General features: G+C 70.8%; 13 protein-coding genes and 1 tRNA gene. 8 read left to right on the forward strand and 6 right to left on the reverse strand.

What is annotated here, in order from left to right; all coding sequences use genetic code 11:
* Positions 1 to 291 precede the first annotated feature (291 nt).
* Positions 292 to 2367, reverse strand: a complete 2076-nt coding sequence (gene fusA, locus ACWDAG_RS02370; protein WP_450693692.1) for an elongation factor G — start codon at positions 2365 to 2367, stop codon at positions 292 to 294.
* A gap of 396 nt (positions 2368 to 2763) precedes the next feature.
* On the opposite strand from fusA, the gene ACWDAG_RS02375 reads away from it, so the two are divergent.
* Complete coding sequence (locus ACWDAG_RS02375) at positions 2764 to 3219, forward strand: tellurite resistance TerB family protein (protein WP_266962873.1); 456 nt, start codon at positions 2764 to 2766, stop codon at positions 3217 to 3219.
* Positions 3220 to 3308: 89 nt separating this feature from the next.
* Complete coding sequence (locus tag ACWDAG_RS02380; RefSeq protein ID WP_450693693.1) at positions 3309 to 4412, forward strand: acyltransferase family protein; 1104 nt, start codon at positions 3309 to 3311, stop codon at positions 4410 to 4412.
* Positions 4413 to 4461: 49 nt separating this feature from the next.
* Here ACWDAG_RS02380 and ACWDAG_RS02385 read toward each other — a convergent pair.
* A tRNA-Leu gene (locus ACWDAG_RS02385) sits at positions 4462 to 4549 on the reverse strand.
* A 195-nt stretch (positions 4550 to 4744) separates the two neighbouring features.
* Positions 4745 to 5062 (reverse strand): ANTAR domain-containing response regulator, encoded by a 318-nt coding sequence (locus ACWDAG_RS02390; RefSeq protein ID WP_450693694.1) that lies wholly within the window; start codon positions 5060 to 5062, stop codon positions 4745 to 4747.
* Positions 5063 to 5499: 437 nt separating this feature from the next.
* Here ACWDAG_RS02390 and ACWDAG_RS02395 point away from each other — a divergent pair, with 437 nt between their 5' ends.
* From ACWDAG_RS02395 to ACWDAG_RS02420, 6 genes are read left to right on the forward strand one after another with little or no spacing between them, the layout of a single operon-like run.
* On the forward strand, positions 5500 to 7908 hold the full coding sequence (locus ACWDAG_RS02395) for a glycosyltransferase (RefSeq protein WP_450693695.1): 2409 nt from the start codon (positions 5500 to 5502) through the stop codon (positions 7906 to 7908).
* Complete coding sequence (locus ACWDAG_RS02400; protein ID WP_450693696.1) at positions 7905 to 9428, forward strand: ArnT family glycosyltransferase; 1524 nt, start codon at positions 7905 to 7907, stop codon at positions 9426 to 9428. The genes ACWDAG_RS02395 and ACWDAG_RS02400 overlap by 4 nt, the downstream gene beginning before the upstream one ends.
* Positions 9425 to 10684 carry an alkaline phosphatase family protein gene (locus tag ACWDAG_RS02405; protein ID WP_450693697.1) on the forward strand — a complete coding sequence of 420 codons (1260 nt, stop codon included), beginning with the start codon at positions 9425 to 9427 and terminating at the stop codon, positions 10682 to 10684. The genes ACWDAG_RS02400 and ACWDAG_RS02405 overlap by 4 nt, the downstream gene beginning before the upstream one ends.
* Positions 10681 to 11670 carry a hypothetical protein gene (locus ACWDAG_RS02410; RefSeq protein WP_450693698.1) on the forward strand — a complete coding sequence of 330 codons (990 nt, stop codon included), beginning with the start codon at positions 10681 to 10683 and terminating at the stop codon, positions 11668 to 11670. The genes ACWDAG_RS02405 and ACWDAG_RS02410 overlap by 4 nt, the downstream gene beginning before the upstream one ends.
* Positions 11667 to 12764, forward strand: coding sequence for an endo-1,3-alpha-glucanase family glycosylhydrolase (locus ACWDAG_RS02415; protein WP_450693699.1), 1098 nt, complete (start codon positions 11667 to 11669; stop codon positions 12762 to 12764). Before ACWDAG_RS02410 ends, ACWDAG_RS02415 begins: the two co-directional genes overlap by 4 nt.
* Complete coding sequence (locus tag ACWDAG_RS02420) at positions 12761 to 14251, forward strand: fibronectin type III domain-containing protein (protein WP_450693700.1); 1491 nt, start codon at positions 12761 to 12763, stop codon at positions 14249 to 14251. The genes ACWDAG_RS02415 and ACWDAG_RS02420 overlap by 4 nt, the downstream gene beginning before the upstream one ends.
* Before the next feature lie 71 nt (positions 14252 to 14322).
* Here ACWDAG_RS02420 and ACWDAG_RS02425 read toward each other — a convergent pair whose 3' ends face one another.
* The 3 genes from ACWDAG_RS02425 to sucC form a co-directional block, all read right to left on the reverse strand.
* The gene (locus ACWDAG_RS02425) at positions 14323 to 15864 is read right to left on the reverse strand and encodes an aldehyde dehydrogenase family protein (RefSeq protein WP_450693701.1); all 1542 of its coding nucleotides are present in this window, start codon (positions 15862 to 15864) and stop codon (positions 14323 to 14325) included.
* A 136-nt stretch (positions 15865 to 16000) separates the two neighbouring features.
* Entirely contained in the window at positions 16001 to 16900 is a 900-nt protein-coding gene (sucD, locus tag ACWDAG_RS02430; protein WP_450693702.1) for a succinate--CoA ligase subunit alpha, read from the reverse strand.
* An 11-nt stretch (positions 16901 to 16911) separates the two neighbouring features.
* A complete protein-coding gene (gene sucC / locus ACWDAG_RS02435) occupies positions 16912 to 18042 on the reverse strand; it encodes an ADP-forming succinate--CoA ligase subunit beta (RefSeq protein ID WP_450693703.1) in 1131 nt (376 codons plus the stop codon).
* Positions 18043 to 18142: the final 100 nt, after the last annotated feature.

Consider the following 18142-nt stretch of genomic DNA (forward strand, 5'->3'; position numbering starts at 1 on the left):
CTCCACGGGTCGTGACGTATCCCCGAGCCGTGGCGACCCCGCCCCCATACGGGAGAGGCCGCCACGCCCGTCACCAGACCACGACCGCGGCCCTCGCCCACGCCTAACCCGCCGCACGGGCCATGAACGCGCCACGCCCCTGCGCCCAGCACGACAACGGCCCTACCGGCCCGTCCCCAACGCGACCGGCGCGCCGACCTCAAGACCATCCACCGCACCCTCCACGGATCGTGACGTATCCCCGAGCCGGGACGGCCCCACCCCACATTGCGGGAGGGGCCGCCACGCTGTTCAGCGGACCACGGTCACGCCCTGCGCCGGTGCGTAGCCCGTCGGGCGGGTCGTGAAGGTGCCGCGGCCCTGGGTTCGGCTGCGCAACCGGGTTGCGTAGCCGAAGAGTTCGGCCAGCGGGACGGTGGCCGTGACGGACGCCGCGCCGCCGTGGGTGGCCGAGCCCGAGACCCGGCCGCGGCGGGCGGCCAGGTCGCCGAGGACTCCGCCGACGGCGTCCTCCGGGACGGTGACCGTCACCTCGACGACCGGTTCCAGGAGGACCATCGCGCAGGCTCGCAGAGCCTCCCGCAGACCGAGCTTGCCCGCCGTGCGGAAGGCGGTCTCCGAGGAGTCCTTCACGTGGGTCGCCCCGTCGGTGAGGGACACGCGCAGTCCGGTCACCGGGTGACCGCCGAGCGGTCCCTCGGCGAGGGCGTCCCGGCAGCCGGCCTCGACCGCGCGGACGTACTCCTGCGGCACCCGGCCGCCGACGACGGCCGAGCGGAACTCGAAGCCGTCGTCGAGGGGCTCGACATCCAGGACGACATGCGCGAACTGCCCTGCTCCGCCGTCCTGTTTGACGTGCCGGAAGACCACACCGGACACCCCGCGGCCGACCGTCTCGCGGTAACTCACCCTCGGACGGCCGACGTTGACCTCCACCCCGTGGGCGCGCCGGAGCTTCTCCGCCGCGACCTCCAGGTGCAGTTCCCCCATCCCGGACAGCACCGTCTGGCCGGTCTCGGGGTCGGTCCGCACGACCAGCGAGGGGTCCTCCTCGGCCAGGCGTGCGAGTGCCGAGGCCAGCTTGTCGGCATCGGTGGATCTGCGGGCCTCGACGGCCACGGAGACGACCGGCTCGGCGACGCCCGGCGGTTCGAGCACGATCGGCGCGCCGGGGGCGCACAGGGTCGAGCCGGTGCGGGCGGACTTCAGCCCGACCACGGCGACGATGTCCCCGGCGACCGCACGGTCCACATGCGCGTGCCGGTCCGCCTGCACACGCAGGATCCGCCCGATCCGCTCGGTGCGGCGCGCGCCCGCGTCCCACACGGCGTCTCCCTTCTCGATCGTTCCCGAATACACCCGCAGATACGTCAGCCGCCCCGTCGGGGTGGCGTTCACCTTGAACGCCAGCGCCGCGAACGGCGCCGCCGGATCGGCCGCCCGCTCCTGCTCCGTACCGTCGAACGTCCCTTGTACGGCGGGCACGTCGAGCGGCGAGGGCAGATACGAGACCATGGCGTCGAGCAGCGGTTCGATGCCACGGTTGCGGTACGCCGAGCCGCACAGGACGACGACACCCTCGCCGCTGTGGGTCAGGTCACGCAGCGCGGCGGCAAGGGTCTGAGGCGAGAGAGCCCCGTGGAGGCAGAACTCCTCCAGTGCGCCGGGGTGCAACTCGGCCACCGCCTCCTCCAGCAGCCGCCGACGCCGCTGCGCCTCGGCCCGCAGTTCCTCCGGCACCGGACTCCCCACGGCCGTGTCGACGCCGTCCGCCCAGACCAGCGCCCGCATGCGGACGAGGTCGACGACACCCCGGAACCCGTCCTCCGCACCGATCGGCAACTGCACCACCAGCGGTGCCGGATGCAGTCGCTCGCGGATCGAGTCGACGGCCGCGTCGAGGTCGGCACCCGCGCGGTCCAGCTTGTTGACGAACGCGATCCTCGGCACCCCGTGCCGGTCGGCCTGCCGCCACACGGACTCGCTCTGCGGCTCGACCCCGGCGACGGCGTCGAACACCGCGACCGCACCGTCGAGCACCCGCAGCGAGCGCTCCACCTCGTCGGCGAAGTCCACATGGCCTGGGGTGTCGATGAGGTTGATCCGATGACCGTCCCAGGCGCAGCTGACCGCCGCGGCGAAGATGGTGATCCCGCGATCGCGCTCCTGCGGATCGAAGTCGGTGATGGTGGTGCCGTCGTGGACCTCACCGCGCCGGTGCGTGGTCCCGGTGGCGTACAGGATCCGCTCGGTGACGGTGGTCTTGCCCGCGTCGACGTGGGCGAGGATGCCGAGGTTGCGAACGACGGCGAGGGAGTTGAGGTTGGTGCGCACGGCCCGTCGGCCTTTCTGGTGATCGCTGATCATCGGCGATGATCGGAACAGGGCAGCGCGATTCCCCGGCGAACGGGCGCGACCACGGGCGCCGGTGAATACGGCGGTCGCGTCAGACGTTCGTCACGGGCATCCGGTACCGGCCGCGCAGCGGGCACCGGACGGACGAGGACACGAGGATCACCTCGAACAGCGAGCAGGGGACGACGACATCGGTGCAGTCACGCACGGCCGTCCTCCTCACTCGTCCCGCACGTCACGGCGACGCACGGTGCGTGGCGAGTGTAGGGAACGCGGAGGGGGCAGGGCACCGGATTTTCCGGCGGCACGCGGAAGTGAACTCTCCCGGAACGTCCGGAACTTATCCTCCGCGCCACGAGTTTCCACGGTGCTGTAGATCTCTTACGACACCGAACACATGGAGTTCTCATGGCCCTGTGGGACCGCATCAAGGAATCCGCGTCGACGATGCAGACCCAGCTCGTGGCGAAGAAGAACGACCTGAAGAGCGGGGCCTTCCGCGACGCCAGCATGGCGATGTGCGCCCTGGTCGCCGCCGCCGACGGCACCATCGACCCGGCCGAGCGGCAGCGCGTGGCCCAGTTGATCGCCACCAACGAGGTCCTGCAGAACTTCCCCGCCGACGACCTGCGCCGCCGCTTCGAGGAGAACCTGAACAAGCTGACCACGGACTTCGCCTTCGGCAAGGTCAGCGTGCTGCAGGAGATCGCCAAGGCGAAGAAGAAGCCCGCCGAGGCCCGTGCCGTCATCCAGATCGGCATCGTCATCGGCGGCGCCGACGGCGACTTCGACAAGACGGAGCAGGCCGTGGTGCGGGAGGCGTGCTTCACCCTCGACCTGCCGCCCCACGAGTTCGACCTCTGATCCGGCCTCTCACCTGAGCTGCGGCGCCCCCGGCTTGTCTGCTTCGTCTCCTCTGGTTTACGTCGCGCAGAACCGGTGAGGCGCGTGGGATGTCCCACCCCCAGACCACAGCCGTAACTCAGGTAAGACACGCATCAGAGAGCGCAGGTTCCCCACGCGGTGTGCAGCAAGGGCGGGTGAAGCAGCGCGACGCCTACTTCGACAACGCGAAGTATCTGGCGATCGTGCTGGTGGCGATGGGCCACGCGTGGGAGCCGCTGCGCGACGGCAGCCGGACCGTCACCGCGCTCTACAACCTCGTCTACGCCTTCCACATGCCGGCGTTCATCGTGATCTCCGGCTACTTCTCCCGTGGTTTCGACGCGAGCCCGGCGAAGATCAGACGACTGGTGACCGGCGTCGCCGTTCCGTATGTGGTCTTCGAGACGGCGTACACGCTCTTCACCCGCTGGACCGACGGTGTCCCGGACCGGCCGATCACCATCCTGGACCCCTTGTATCTGACGTGGTTCCTGGTGGCGCTGTTCATCTGGCGGCTGACCACCCCGCTCTGGCTGAAGCTGCGCCGGCCGCTGCTTGCGGCGCTCGTCGTCGCGATGCTGGCGACCGTCTCCCCGTCCATCGGCAACGACCTTGATCTGCAGCGGGTGCTGCAGTTCCTGCCGTACTTCGTGGTCGGCCTGTGCCTGCGGCCGGAGCACTTCCGGCTGGTACGACGCTGGAAGGTGCGCGTCCTGGCCGTGCCGGTGTTCGTCTGTGCGCTCGCCGCGTCGTACTGGGCGGTGCCGCGGATGACCGGAGCCTGGTTCTTCCACCGCGACAGTGCCCAGGAGCTGGGCGCCCCCGCCTGGTACGGGCCGGTGATGACGCTGACCGTGTTCGGCTGCTCGATGGTCCTGGTCGCCTGCTTCCTGGCCTGGGTGCCGGGTCGCCGCCTGTGGTTCACCGCACTGGGCGCGGGCACCTTGTACGGCTACCTGCTGCACGGCTTCGTCGCCCAGGGGTCGAAGTTCTGGGGCTGGTACTCCCCCGCCTGGATCCACGGGCCGCTCGGCGAGATCACCGTCACGGTCGGGGCCGCGGCGATCGTGACCGTGCTGTGCACACCGCCCGTACGGCGAGTCTTCCGCTTCGCGGTGGAGCCGACCATGGAGTGGGCGTTCCGACGGGACACCCGCGCGGCGTTGTCCTGACGCCACCGCATCCAGAACGCAAAAGACCCCTGCTGAGCAGGGGTCTCACTGGTGTCCGAGGGGGGACTTGAACCCCCACGCCCGATAAAGGGCACTAGCACCTCAAGCTAGCGCGTCTGCCATTCCGCCACCCGGACCAGGTGTCTGCCGCCTGACCGGGGGTGTTCCCCGCGGCGACATGGACAACAATACCAAGGTTTCAGAGTGCCTTTCACCTGCATATCCACCCCTCGGGCACTGGCTCCGGACGGCCCGGCGCGGGCAGCGGGACGCGTCACGGGAGGTGATGGCACGACTACGGCCGTCGGCCGGATCGCACCACCTCGCGCGCTTCACGTGAGCGGCTGGATCCCGGCGTTGTCCGCGAAGTCCGCCGCCACCGCCCGCACCTTGCGCCGCTGCTCGCGGGAGAGGGTCACGAGCATCTCGAAGGCGGTGGCCTCGTCGCAGCCGCGGCGGGCCATGAGCATGCCCTTGGCGCGCTCGATCAGGGCGCGTCCCTCCAGGGCCTCTCTGAGCTGGCGGTTTTCGACTCTGAGCGCCTCCACATCGTCGATCAGGGCGAGCGCCGCGCGCATTGCGTCCATGAGGGTGGCCGCATGGTCCCGGTCCTCTCGGGGCGAGGGACCCGGTGGTCCGTCGTAAGGCATGAGGGTCATGCTTGTCGCGGAATCACAGGTTCAGCAGGGGGACTGTGAAGAATGCGGTGACTTTCACCTCGGCGTAATCAAGGCGTAGATCTGGCTACGTTTGACCGTGACGGAGGGGGTCGCAGTGCACGTATGAGACGCATGCGATCGAACCAAGTAAACAGCAGGATAATTACCGGCGGATACGGGCCAAACGCCCAGCCAACGCGTCAACTCCGCTGCTAGCCTCTGGCATCCGCTCCTGACCGTGGAGCCCGGTGCGCGTTCGCCGTTGCACTGCGCACCTCCGGCACGTCCCGCACCTCCCCGCGCCGCGTCGAGACCGTACGCCCGCGAGGGTCACCGCTCATTCCTCCGCCCGTGTTCACGGGCGGTCGTCGGTGTCCGTCGCGCCGCTCGGCCGACGGCACGCGTTCTGGGGGGACTCCATGGCGCACATGATCGATTCCCTTTCGGCTGCCCATGACGGGGTGCCGGCAGGTGTCCGGGAACTCGGCGGCGGAGGCGACGGCGACACTGCCACGCCCCGGCTGACCGTCCTAGTACCCACCCGCAACGAGCAGGAGAGCGTTCCGCTTCTGCTCGACCGGCTCGGGCCGGCCCTCGCCCCGCTCGGGGCCGAGATCCTCTTCGTGGACGACAGTGATGACGCGACCGTCCAGGAGATCACCGCCCTCGCGCCGGACTGTCCTGTCGCGGTCCGCGCCCTGCACCGGCCCTCCGGCCTGCGCGTCGGCGGTCTGTCGGGGGCCGTGGTGGCCGGGATCCGGGCCGCGCGCGGCGCCTGGGTGCTGGTCATGGACGCGGATCTGCAGCATCCGCCGCAGGCCGCCGCACTGCTGGCCAGGACCGCGATGCGGGAGGGCGTCGACATCGCCGTCGGTACCCGGTACGCCGGGACCGGCCAGTCCGACGGGCTCGCGGGCGCGGGCCGGCAGGCCACCTCGTCCTCCGCGACCCGCCTGGTCAAGGCGGCCTTCCCGCGCCGGCTGGCCACCGTCAGCGACCCGCTCAGCGGGCTGTTCGCGTTCCGCCGGGACGCGATCGACACCGAGCGGCTGCGGCCGGTCGGATTCAAGATCCTGCTGGAGATCCTGGTTCGGCATCCGGCCGCCCGGGTCGCCGAGGTGGCGTACACCTTCGCGCCCCGCGAGGCGGGCCGGTCCAAGGCGTCCTTCAGGGAGGGCCTGGCCTTCGTACGGCATGTCGTGCGGCTGCGCCGCGGGGTGGCCGGCGGGCAGCGGCAGTTGATGCGGATGGTCGCGTTCGGACTGGTGGGCCTGTCCGGGGTCGCGGTCAACACGGCCGCCCTGTGGCTGTTCTTCGACGTGCTCGGGGTGCACCACCTGGTGGGGGCGGCGCTCGCGACCCAGTTCTCCACGGCCTGGAACTTCCTTCTCACCGATGCCGCCGTCTACCGGAACGGACAGCGCAAGGGCAGTTGGCCCGGGCGGGCCGGCCGCTTCTTCGCGATGAACAACCTGCTGCTGATCGCCCGGCTCCCGCTGCTGCAGTGGCTCGTCGTCGCCGGTGTGGGTGTCCTCACGGCCAACGCGCTCACCCTCGTCCTGCTCTTCGTCCTGCGGTTCCTGATCAGCGACCGCATGATCTACAGCGGCGGCGAGAAGAAGGTCAGGCGGCGCGACCCCGTGAAGATGCTCGTCGATGCCGATGCCCCGACCGCGCCGGTGAGCAGGAAGCGGTCTGTGTACCTGCCCTACCGCTACGACGTCGCCGGGACCGTCACCATCGGCTCCCAGATCCGGCTGCCCGAGCTGGAGTTCTTCCGGGCGCAGTGGGTCCCGGACGCGGACGTCGACATCGCCGTGCGCGTCGGGGACGTCGGGCGGCGCAGGCCCCGCGGGCGGGCGGCACTGACGGAGGACCACAGCGACACGGCGGCTCTGCGCTACGAGGAGCATCTGGGCCGCTTCGGCGCGAACTTCCGGGTACGGCTGGGTCCGCCGATCACGGTGGAGGTGGGCCCGCTGCTGGCCCGTTCGCCGCACGTCGTCTACACGAACGTCGTCGAGGCGCTGCTGCGTTTCGTGCTGATCTCCCGTGGGCGGATGCTGCTGCACTCCGCGTGCGTGGAGCTCGACGGACGCGGGGTCATGCTGTCGGCGCTGACCGACACCGGCAAGACCGCGACCGTACTGCGACTGCTGCGCGAGCACGGCGGGCGGTTCCTGTCGGACGACATGACGGTCGTGGACGCGAGCGGGCGGGCCGTGTGCTTCCCGAAGCCGCTCACCATCAGCGCGCACACGCTGCGGGCCGTGCAGGCCGAGGACCTGACGAAGAAGGAGTGGCGCCGGCTCAATCTGCAGTCGCGGCTGCACTCCAAGGGCGGTCGTTCGATCGCGCTGATGCTGTCCCGCTTCAACCTGCCGATCATGGGCATCAACGCGATCACTCAGATCCTGGTGCCGCCGCCGAAGTACAGCGTCGACCGGCTGGTGCCCTGCCGGCTGGGATCGAGCACCGAGGTCCGGGACCTGTTCGTCATCGAGCGCGGTGTGCCCGACCTGTACGACCTCGACGGCGACGTGGCGCTGGAGCGGATGCTGGTCAACACCGAGGACGCGTACGGCTTCCCGCCCTACCGTTATCTCGCGCCGGCGCTGCGCATCGACGGTCTCGACCATGCCGAACTGCGTGCCCGGGAGCGGGAGATCCTCGCCGGGTTCCTGTCCGGCGTCCGTACCCGGGTGCTCGCCTCGGACTGCTTCGGCTGGGCCGACGAGATACCGCGGCTGCTGGCGGGCGAGGAGCACCGTCCGACAGTGAGTGCCTCCGCCGAGGCCTGGCCGCGGTGGGGACTGCAAGCCGGCTCGGCCGCATGACCGACCGGTTCGTGCTCCCCAAGGGAGCATCCCGCACCGCCCCGGCGCCGGCCCCCTCCGGCGCCGGGGTGCGGGCTGCCGCGCCCCTGACCGCCGTACTGCTGCTGGCGGCCTTCCTGCGTCTGTGGCAGCTCACCGCGGCCGGGTTCAACAGCGACGAGGCGGTGTACACGGGTACGGCGGCCTCGCTCGCGGGGGACGATCGACTCGGTTCGCTCTTCCCGGTGTTCAGGGCGCATCCGGTGCTGTTCCAGTCGCTGGTGTCGCTGGCGTTGCGCGTCCACGAGAGCGACTGGGCGGCGCGCGCGGTGCCGGCGCTGCTGGGTGTGGCGACGGTGGCGGTGACGTACGGGCTGGGGCGGCGGCTGTACGGGCGGCGGGCCGCGCTGGTCGGGGCGCTGCTGCTGGCGGTGATGCCGTACCACGTCGTGGTCAGCCGCCAGGTGCTGCTGGACGCGCCGATGACGCTGTGCGCGACCGGCGCCCTGTACTGCGTGGTGCGCTACGCCGAATCGCCGTCCCCGCGCTGGCTGCTGGCGGCCGGCGGGATGCTCGGGTTCACGGTGCTGGCGAAGGAGACGTCGGTCGTCCTCCTGGGGTCGCTGTACGCGTTCTTCGCGCTGACCCCGGCCGTGCGCACCCGCTGGCGGCATCTGCTGCCCGCGCTGGGCGTGATCGGGGTGGTGGCGGTGGCCCATCCGCTGTCACAGCTGCTGGCCGGGCATGCGCGGGCGGGCGGCAACTATCTGCTGTGGCAGATGTTCCGCCGCGCCAATCACCCCTATTCCTTCTACGGGCGTGAAGTGCCGTGGGCGCTCGGCCCGTTGGTGGTCGTGGCGGCCCTGGCGGGGCTGGTGTGGCTGCGCCGCGAGAACACCTGGCGGGAGCGGCTGCTGGTGTGCTGGGTCGTGGTGCCCGCGCTGTTCTTCACGGTGTGGCCGGTGAAGGGCTTCCAGTATCTGCTGCCCGTGGCACCGGTGTTCGCGGTGCTGGCGGGCAGGACGCTCACCTCGTTACCGCGGGTGGTGCGGATCCAGCGCTTCGCGGCGGCCGCGGCCGTCTGGCTGGTCGTGGCCTCTGTGGCGGTGCCGTGCTGGATGCGGATCCAGCCGCAGACGAGCACCCGCTTCCTGGCCGGGACGGGCGGGCTGCCGGGAGGCCGGGAGGCGGGACTGTGGGTGCGCGAGCACGCGCCGGAGGGCTCGCGGCTGCTGGCCATCGGTCCGTCCATGGCCAACGTGGTGCAGTACTACGGCTTCTGTCCGGTCTCCGCGCTCTCCGTCTCGCCCGACCCGGCCCGCCGCAACCCCAGCTACCGGGCGGTCCCGAACCCGGACCGGGCGCTCAGGGACGGCGACTTCCAGTACCTGGTGTGGGACGCGTACACGGCCCGCCGTACGCGGTTCTTCACCGCCAAGTTGCAGGGACTGGTGGGGCGTTACCACGGGACGGCGGTGTTCACGGCACGCAACGGGGCCGGGGTGAAGGTGGTCGTGATCTACCGGGTGAGGGTGTCATGAGGGTGCTGCTGGTGGCACTGCTCCTGCTGCTGACGGGCAGCGGGACGGCGACGGCGTCATCAACTCCCCGCCCGTGCACGCCCGTTCAGCACTTCGTCTATCTCATGCAGGGCGACCGCACCTTCGACCACTACTTCGGTACGTACCCGGGAGCAGACGGCCTGACAGCGGGGACCAGGCAGCCGCGCGACCCGGCGCATGCGGACGCGGGCACGGTGGCACCGTACTCACTGCACGGCTCGCCGCCCCTGTCCCCCGGTGCCGGGCCGCGTCTGGTGCGGCAGCAGTACGACGGCGGGCGCATGGACGGCTTCGTCGGGGCCTTCGAGCGGCAGGGCCGGGACGGACGCGTGGCCATGGGCCACTACGACCGCCGTGACCTGCCCTTCTACTGGAACGCAGCCGACCGCTACGAGCTCTTCGACCACTTCTTCGCGTCCTCGCTCGACGGCACCCGCGCCAACCGCGCCCACTGGGTCGCGGGTACACCGGACCTGACCGGGCCCACCGTCTTCGACCGGCTCGACGAGGCAGGCGTGAGCTGGAAGTTCTACGTCCAGAACTACGACCCGAAGCAGACCTACCGCTCCCCCGACGACCTGACCACCCAGACCGTCCGCGTCCCGCTCCTGGACATCCCGCGCTTCGTCGACAGCAGGCGGCTGAGCGCGCACATCGTCGACCTCGGCGAGTACTACCGGGACCTGGACCGCGGGACACTGCCCTCGGTGGCGTTCGTCGCGTCATCGGGTGCGGGCGAGCGCTCGGCGCGCTCCGTGCCGGCCGGACAGCGGCTCGTGCGGGAGCTCACCGCACAGCTGATGGTCAGTCAGTACTGGTCGTCTTCGGCACTGTTGTGGTCCTACGACGGGTCCGGGGGCTGGTACGACCATGTGAAGCCGCCGGCCGGTCGGGGGCTACGCGTGCCGGCGCTGCTGGTCAGCCCGTACGTGACGCGGGGGAAGGTGCAGCACGGGCAGTTCGAGGCCGCGAGTGCGCTGCGGTTCGTGGTGGACAACTGGCGGCTGCGGCCACTGGGCGGCCGTACCACGCAGGCGCGGAGTCTCGCCGACGCCTTCGACTTCTCGGCGGCGCCGCGGCGGGCCGAGCTGATTCCGACGGGGGTGCGGGAGGCGGCGCTTCCGGTGGCGCGGCGGCCCTCGCCGGCGCCCGTGTACGCGGTGTACGGCGCCGCGTCGTTGCTGGTGGCAGGGTTGCTGTGGGGGGCGGTGCGGCCGAAGTGGCGTATGTCATGAGGTGGTTGGTGCTGGTCGGGGTGGTGCTGGTGGGGCTGGCCCCGAGTTCTGCCGTGGCCGTCACGGCGGTCACCGTCACCGTGCGGACGACCCCACAGCTCGCCGGCGTGCCGTTCACGTTCGACGGACGGACGGCGGTCACCGGGCCTGACGGGGCGGTGAGCTTCACCGGTGCGCACGACTTCGCGGGGCACAGGCTGGCCGTCGACGATCACGGACTGGCCTCGGAGGGACGGCAGTTCACGTTCTCCCGGTGGGCCGGGCAGCGCGATCCCGACCAGGCGTTCCGGCGCACGGTGCAGGGGCTGCCGCTGCGCCGGGACTACACGGTGACGGCGGCGTTCACGGCCCGCTTCCGGGTGACGGTGCGCTGCGTCGACCAGGAGGGTCGCGCCGTACCCCGTGACCGGGTGCCGTATGTGACCGTGCGCAGCGACACCGGGCACACCCAGCGGCTGCCGGTGGGACAACCGGTCTGGCTGGACGGGCTGTTGCCCGTGTACCGCAAGAGCGTGCTGACCTCGCGGAGGGTCGGGTACGCACTGCTGTCCGCAAACGCGTACGGCACGAACACGGTGGACGCCGGGCGGCAGCGGTTCCAGCCGGCATCGCATCAGGAGGCCGTCTTCACCACGCCGTTCCACGATCTGACGGTCTCGGCGCGGGACGCCGTCTTCGGGTCGTCGGCCGGGCGGGCGGCGCGGGTCACCCTGCCGGACGGGTCGGTGCGCGAGGTGACATTCGGTGCGGGACGGGAAGCGACGCTGCGGGATCTGCCGCACGGGCAGTACGAGGTGGAGGTCACCGGCGGCCAGGGGCTGCGGGCCGTGCAGCAGGTCCGGCTGTCGCGGACGCAGAGCATGCAGCTGCGCGTGGTCAGCCGGGCCGATCTGGCGCTGGCGGCGGGCACGGTGGGGGTGCTGGCGGCCGGACTGCTGCTGGTCGGGCGGTGGATGCGGCGACGCCGGGGTGGTGAGCACGGATGAGAAGACCGGGGCTGCTCGCCGTGCTGGTACTCGTTCTGGCGGGGCTGTTCCCGGCGTCAGCGAGCTCGGCCGAGGGGCGTCGGGTGCCGCTGCTCGCGTACTACTACCAGTGGTTCGAGCCGTCGTCGTGGCAGCGCGCGAAGACCGACTACCCGCGTCTGGGCCACTACTCCAGCGACGACGCCTCCGTGATTCGCACGCATGTCGACTGGGCGAAGTCCGCGGGCATCGACGGTTTCGTGGTGAGCTGGAAGTCCTCGGCCGTCAACGACCGACGGCTGCGGCTGCTGCTGGACGTGGCGCGGGCGCGTGACTTCAAGGTGGCGGTCATCTATCAGGGGCTCGACTTCCACCGCCGGCCGCTCGCGACGGACCGGGTCGCCGCCGACTTCCGTCTGCTGTACGGGCGCTACGCCCGCGACCCGGCCTTCTTCCGTCTCGACGGCAAGCCGCTGACGGTGTTCAGTGGCACCTGGCAGTACTCGACCGCGGACATCGCGCGCATCACCGGACCGGTACGGAAGGGGATGCTGGTGCTCGGCACCGAGAAGAGCCCGCAGGGCATCCGCAGGCTGGCGCACGTCACCGACGGGGACGCCTACTACTGGTCGTCGGTCAACCCGGACACGAACGCCCGGCACGCGACCAAGTTGCGCGAGATGGCCGCCCTCGCACACGCGGCGCACGGCTACTGGATGGCGCCGTTCGCCCCCGGCTTCGACGCCCGCCTGGTGGGCGGCACGAAGTCGGTGCCACGGGACGGCGGCCGGACGCTGCGCACCGAGTACGCGGCCGCCCTGGCCTCGGGCCCGGATCTGCTCGGGCTGATCAGCTGGAACGAGTTCAGCGAGAACTCGCATGTGGAGCCGTCGGTCCGAAACGGCACGCAATCACTGGACGTGCTGCGCGAGTTGCGCGGCGTTCCCGTGTCGGACTCGCCGTCGGCGCCCTCCTCCTCAGCCGCACGTCGCGACCCGCTCGGCTACTGGCCGGGCGTGCTGCGGATCACCGGCTGCGCGGTGCTGCTGGTGGGCGCCGTCGCGGCACTGGCGCGGCTGCGCGGGATCAGAATGAGAAAGGAAGAAAGAACATGACCAGAAGACTCTCGTCCCGGCACCGCAGACTCTCCCTGAGCCACGCTCGCAGCGCCGTGTTCGCCCTCGTCCTGGGGGCGGGCACGGCGCTGTCGTTCGCTCCGGCGGCGCACGCCGACCTTCCGGGCGCCGACGCGCAGTTGACACGCGCCCCCTATCTCTCCGACGCCACGACGACGTCCGTCCAGGTGAGCTGGGCGACCACCACACAGAGCCGCGGCTCGGTCCGCTACGGCCCGCTGGGCAACTGCGCGGCGGACACGGCTACTTCGTCCACCCTGGGCAGCCCGATCACCGTCGGCTCGACCCGGGAGTACGCCAACTCGGTGACGGTGACGGGCCTGACCGCGAGCACCACCTACTGCTACCGCGTCCACACCGCATCCGGCACCGACCTGCTGGGCACCCTGCCGACCCCCAGCTTCACGACCCCCGACTCCGCGGGCTCCACGACGTCGTTCACCTTCGATGTCCTCGGCGACACCGGTGAGACCACGAACTCCGGCGTCGACGACGGCTCGCTGAATGTGAACCAGGCGAACGTGATGAGCCAGATCGCCGCGAGCGGTGCCCGGTTCGTCGTCCAGACCGGCGACAACACGCATCCGGGCACCTCGCAGACCCAGTACGGCGACCTCAACCAGACCGGTGTGGACATCAGTTCGTGGTTCGGTCCGTCGTACTGGACGCAGCCGGGCATGCGCATTCCGCTCATCGGCACCGTCGGCAACCACAGCATGACCAACACCTATCTGCAGGTGTGGAAGCAGTCGGCGCTGGCGGCGGCCTCCGGCGGGGTGTGGGCGCTGGTCGACTATCCGTCGTACCTGGGCTCGAGTCCGATCACCTATCCGACGACGTACTACGCCTTCACCACCGGCGGCGTCCGTTTCTATCTGCTCGACACTGCGTGGGGGAACTCCAACACCGGCGCCGCCACGGGTGGTTCGTGTGGCTCGCACTGCGCGATCTACGAGCAGGACGCGCACGCCCACTGGCAGGACGGATCCGCCGAGTACGCATGGCTGAAGGCCGACCTCACCGCCCATCCCGGCGTGCCGAAGTTCGCCTTCTTCCACTTCCCGCTGCGCTCCGACAGTGCGAGCGAGCCGAGCGACACCTTCCTCGCGGGCGTCGAGCAGACCCTGCTGGACGGCGGCGTGGACCTGGTCTTCAACGGCCACTCGCACCTCTATCAGCGCAACACCGCGGGGGCGGGCCGGATCGCGTCGTATGTCACCGGTGGCGGCGGGGCCGATGTGCACTCCGTCGGGGAGAACGGCTGCTCGGCCACCGACGCGTACGGCATCGGCTGGTCCTACGGCCGCAACCGGGGTTCGGCCTGCGGTGCCGCGTCGGTGCCCACCGACGACGCGCAGGTGTACCACTTCCTGAAGGTGACCGTGAACGGCACCTCGGTGACGGTGGCGCCGACGAACTCGCTCGGTCAGACCTTCGACGTGCAGACGTACACGGTCACTCCGTGACGCTTTCGTGCGCCGGCCGGAGCTGATCCCCGGGTGGCGCCCTCGCAGCGAGGACGCCACCCGGCCCTCTGTCACGGCATGAGGTGGTAGTCCGGGAAGTTCCCCGGCAGCCGCTCTCCCGCCGGGCCCCGGGTCACGGCGCGCACCAGCAGTTCACCGCCGACGAAGGCGCCGTGCCAGGACGCGCCGAATCCGCCGAACAGTTCGTCGCGGTCGCCGCGGGAGCGCGGTGTGCCGTGGCCGACCTTGAAGGCGCGGATCTGCGGGGCCAGCCGGTCGAAGGTGGCCCGGTCGTCCGTGGACAGGGTGGCCACCAGCGCGCCGTTGGACGCGTTCATCGCGGCCAGCAGCTCCGCCTCCGTGTCGACCAGGACGATGGTGTCGACCGGGCCGAACGGTTCCGCGTGGTGCAGGGGTGAGGACGGTGGCGGGTTGAGGAGCGTCACCGGATGGACGTACGCCGAGGTGTCCTGGCCGGGCAGGAACCGGCCGTCGGCCTCGCTGCCGCGGTGCAGCGGGACCGCGCCCCGGTCGATGGCCTCGGCGACCTGGTCGCGCAGCTCCTTGGCCTTGGCCGCGTTGATGACCGGCCCGAAGTCCAGCTGCGGGTACGGGTCGTCGCTGTGCTCGACCGCCAGCGGGTGCCCGACCGTGAGTGTGCGCACCGCGGGGAGGTACGCCGCCAGGAACTCGTCGAACAGCTGCCGCTGGACGACGAAGCGCGGGTACGCCGTGCAGCGCTGCTTGCCGTAGTCGAAGAGCTTGGGGATCACCGCCGTGAGCGCGTCCCAGTCCGAGTGGTTCCAGATGCCCCAGGTGTTGAGTCCCTCCTGTTCGAGTACATGGCGCTTGCCGAGGTCGGCGACGGCCGTGGCGACCGCCGCGCCGGTGTCCCGGCCGCCGACGAAGGAGACACAGCCGATCTCGGGCGCCCGCACCAGCGCCTGGGACAGCTCGCCCCCGCTGCCGCTGACGAGGGTGACGGGAATCCCCTCACGCGCGGCGAGCGCACAGGCCAGGGTCAGACAGGCGAGGCCGCCGTCGGTCGGGGTCTTGGCGATCACCGCGTTGCCTGCCAGTGTCTGGACCAGCATGGCGTGAACGAGCACGCTCATCGGGTAGTTCCAGCTCGCGATGTTGGACACCGGGCCGTCCAGCGGGGTGCGCCCGTCGAGCATGGGGTCGATGCCGTCGACGTACCAGCGCACACCGTCGATGGCCCGGTCGACGTCCGCCTGCGCGAGCCGCCAGGGCTTGCCGATCTCCCACACCAGGAGCAGGGCGAGCAGTTCGCGGTGCTCGGTGAGGGCGTCGAGGGTCGCCGCGACACGTGCGCGGCGCTCGTCGAGGGGGACGTGCCGCCAGGCGCGGTGCTGGTCGAGCGAGGCGCGTACGGCCTGGTGCGCGGTGTCGCGGTCGAGGCGGGGCGGGCCTGCGATGGGGCTGCCGTCGACGGGGCTGGTGGCGGGCAGGGCCCGGCCGTCGGCCTGCCAGGCGGAGTTCCAGAGGTTGAGGACGCGGTCGTCCTGGAAGGCCTCCGGGGCGACGGACAGGCAGCGCTGCCAGGCGTCGGCCCAGGACGTGCCTGATTTGAGGGTGAGGCTTGTTGCCATAGGGGTTTCTCCGCTCTCGGTGCACAGTCGGGGGCGGGGGTGCATGGCTCGTCGCGCGCGGGCTCGCACTGCCGTGCGCGGACGTCGTACGAAGGGCGCCGTGACGCACGCGGTGGTGCGTCACGGTCGCCTCACATCAACTATGAGCGGCCGCGTGCCCGCGTTCGAGACACGCGAGCACAAGTTTCGCCGTCTCGGTCGGTGTGCTTCCCACACTCACCCCGGCCGCCTCCAGGGCCTCTTTCTTCGCCTGGGCGGTGCCGGAGGAACCGGACACGATCGCGCCGGCATGCCCCATCGTCTTGCCCTCGGGGGCGGTGAATCCGGCGATGTAGCCGACGACGGGCTTGGTGACGTGCTCGCGGACGTATGCGGCCGCGCGTTCCTCGGCGTCGCCGCCGATCTCGCCGATGAGGACGATCAGTTCGGTGTCTGGGTCATCCTGGAAGGCGGCCAGGCAGTCGATGTGGGTGGTGCCGACGACCGGGTCGCCGCCGATTCCGACACATGTCGAGAAGCCGATGTCGCGGAGTTCGTACATGAGTTGGTAGGTGAGCGTGCCGGACTTGGACACCAGGCCGATGCGGCCCGGCTTGGTGATGTCGGACGGGATGATGCCCGCGTTGGACTGTCCGGGGGTGATCAGGCCCGGGCAGTTGGGGCCGATGACGCGCGTGCCCTTCGCCTTGGCGTGGGCGTGGAAGGCGACGGAGTCGTGGACGGGGATGCCCTCGGTGATGACGACCGCGAGGCCGATGCCGGCGTCGGCGGCCTCGACGACGGCGGCCTTCGCGAAGGGGGGCGGCACGAAGACGACGGTGACGTCGGCGCCGGTCGCCCGGATGCCTTCGGCGACCGATCCGAAGACGGGGACGCCGCGGTCGTCGAAGTCGACGGTGCGGCCCGCCTTGCGCGGGTTGACGCCGCCGACGACGTTCGTGCCGGCCGCGAGCATGCGCCGGGTGTGCTTCATGCCCTCGCCGCCGGTCATGCCCTGGACGAGGACCTTGCTCTCCTTGGTGAGATAGATGGCCATGTCGGGCTCCTTCAGCCGCTGGTGGCGAGTCGGGCGGCACGGCCGGCGGCGCCGTCCATGGTGGTGGCCTGTTGGACCAGAGGATGCGCGCGCTCGTCGAGGACGGCGCGTCCGCGGGCCGCGTTGTTGCCGTCGAGCCGCACGACCAGCGGCTTGGTCAACTGCACGCTGTCCAGGGCCCGCACGATGCCGTCGGCGACCGCGTCGCAGGCGGTGATCCCGCCGAAGACGTTGACGAAGACCGACTTCACGGACGGGTCGGACAGGACGACCGAGAGGCCGTCGGCCATGATCTGGGCGGAGGCCCCGCCGCCGATGTCGAGGAAGTCGGCGGGGCGGGCGCCGCAGCCCGCGACGACGTCGAGGGTCGACATGACCAGGCCCGCGCCGTTGCCGATGATGCCGACCTCGCCGTCCAGCTTGACGTAGTTGAGGCCCTTGGCGGCGGCCGCCGCCTCCAGCGGGTCGTCGTGCTGCACGTGCTCCGCGCCCCAACGTGCCTGCCGGAAGCGGGCGTTGCCGTCGAGCGTGACCTTGCCGTCGAGCGCGAGGATCTGCCCCTGTGCGGTCCGCACGAGCGGGTTGACCTCGACGAGGAGGGCGTCCTCGCGGACCAGGACCTCCCACAGCCGTACGAGGACGTCGACCGTCTGCGCGGGCAGCCCGCCCGCCTCGGCTATCTCGTTCGCCTTCGCCGAGGTGACGCCCTCGGCCGGGTCGATGTGGACACGGGCCACCGCCTCGGGCCGGCTTGCGGCAACCTCCTCGATCTCCATGCCGCCCTCGGCGGAGGCGATGGCGAGGAAGCGGCCCGCCGCGCGGTCGAGCACATAGGAGACGTAGAACTCGGCCTCGATGTCCACGGGTTGGGCCAGCATCACCTTGCGGACCGTGTGGCCCTTGATGTCCATGCCGAGGATCTGCCGTGCGGTGAGCTCCGCGGCGGCCGGGTCCGCGGCGAGCTTCACACCGCCCGCCTTGCCGCGCCCGCCCGTCTTGACCTGAGCTTTCACTACCACGCGCCCACCGAGTGCGCGGGCGATCTCCCGGGCCCTCTTGGGAGAATCGGTGACCTCGGCCCTCGGCACCGGGATGCCGTGTTCTTCGAAGAGTTCCCTTGCCTGGTGCTCGTACAGGTCCATTCCGGCTCCTGACTCAAAAGTGCCGCACGCCCCCTGGACACCACCCACCGGATGCGGGATAACAAGGTTCATACAGTATTCGTCGACTGTATGCAATGTA

This window comes from Streptomyces sp. NPDC001157 (genome assembly GCF_053598255.1).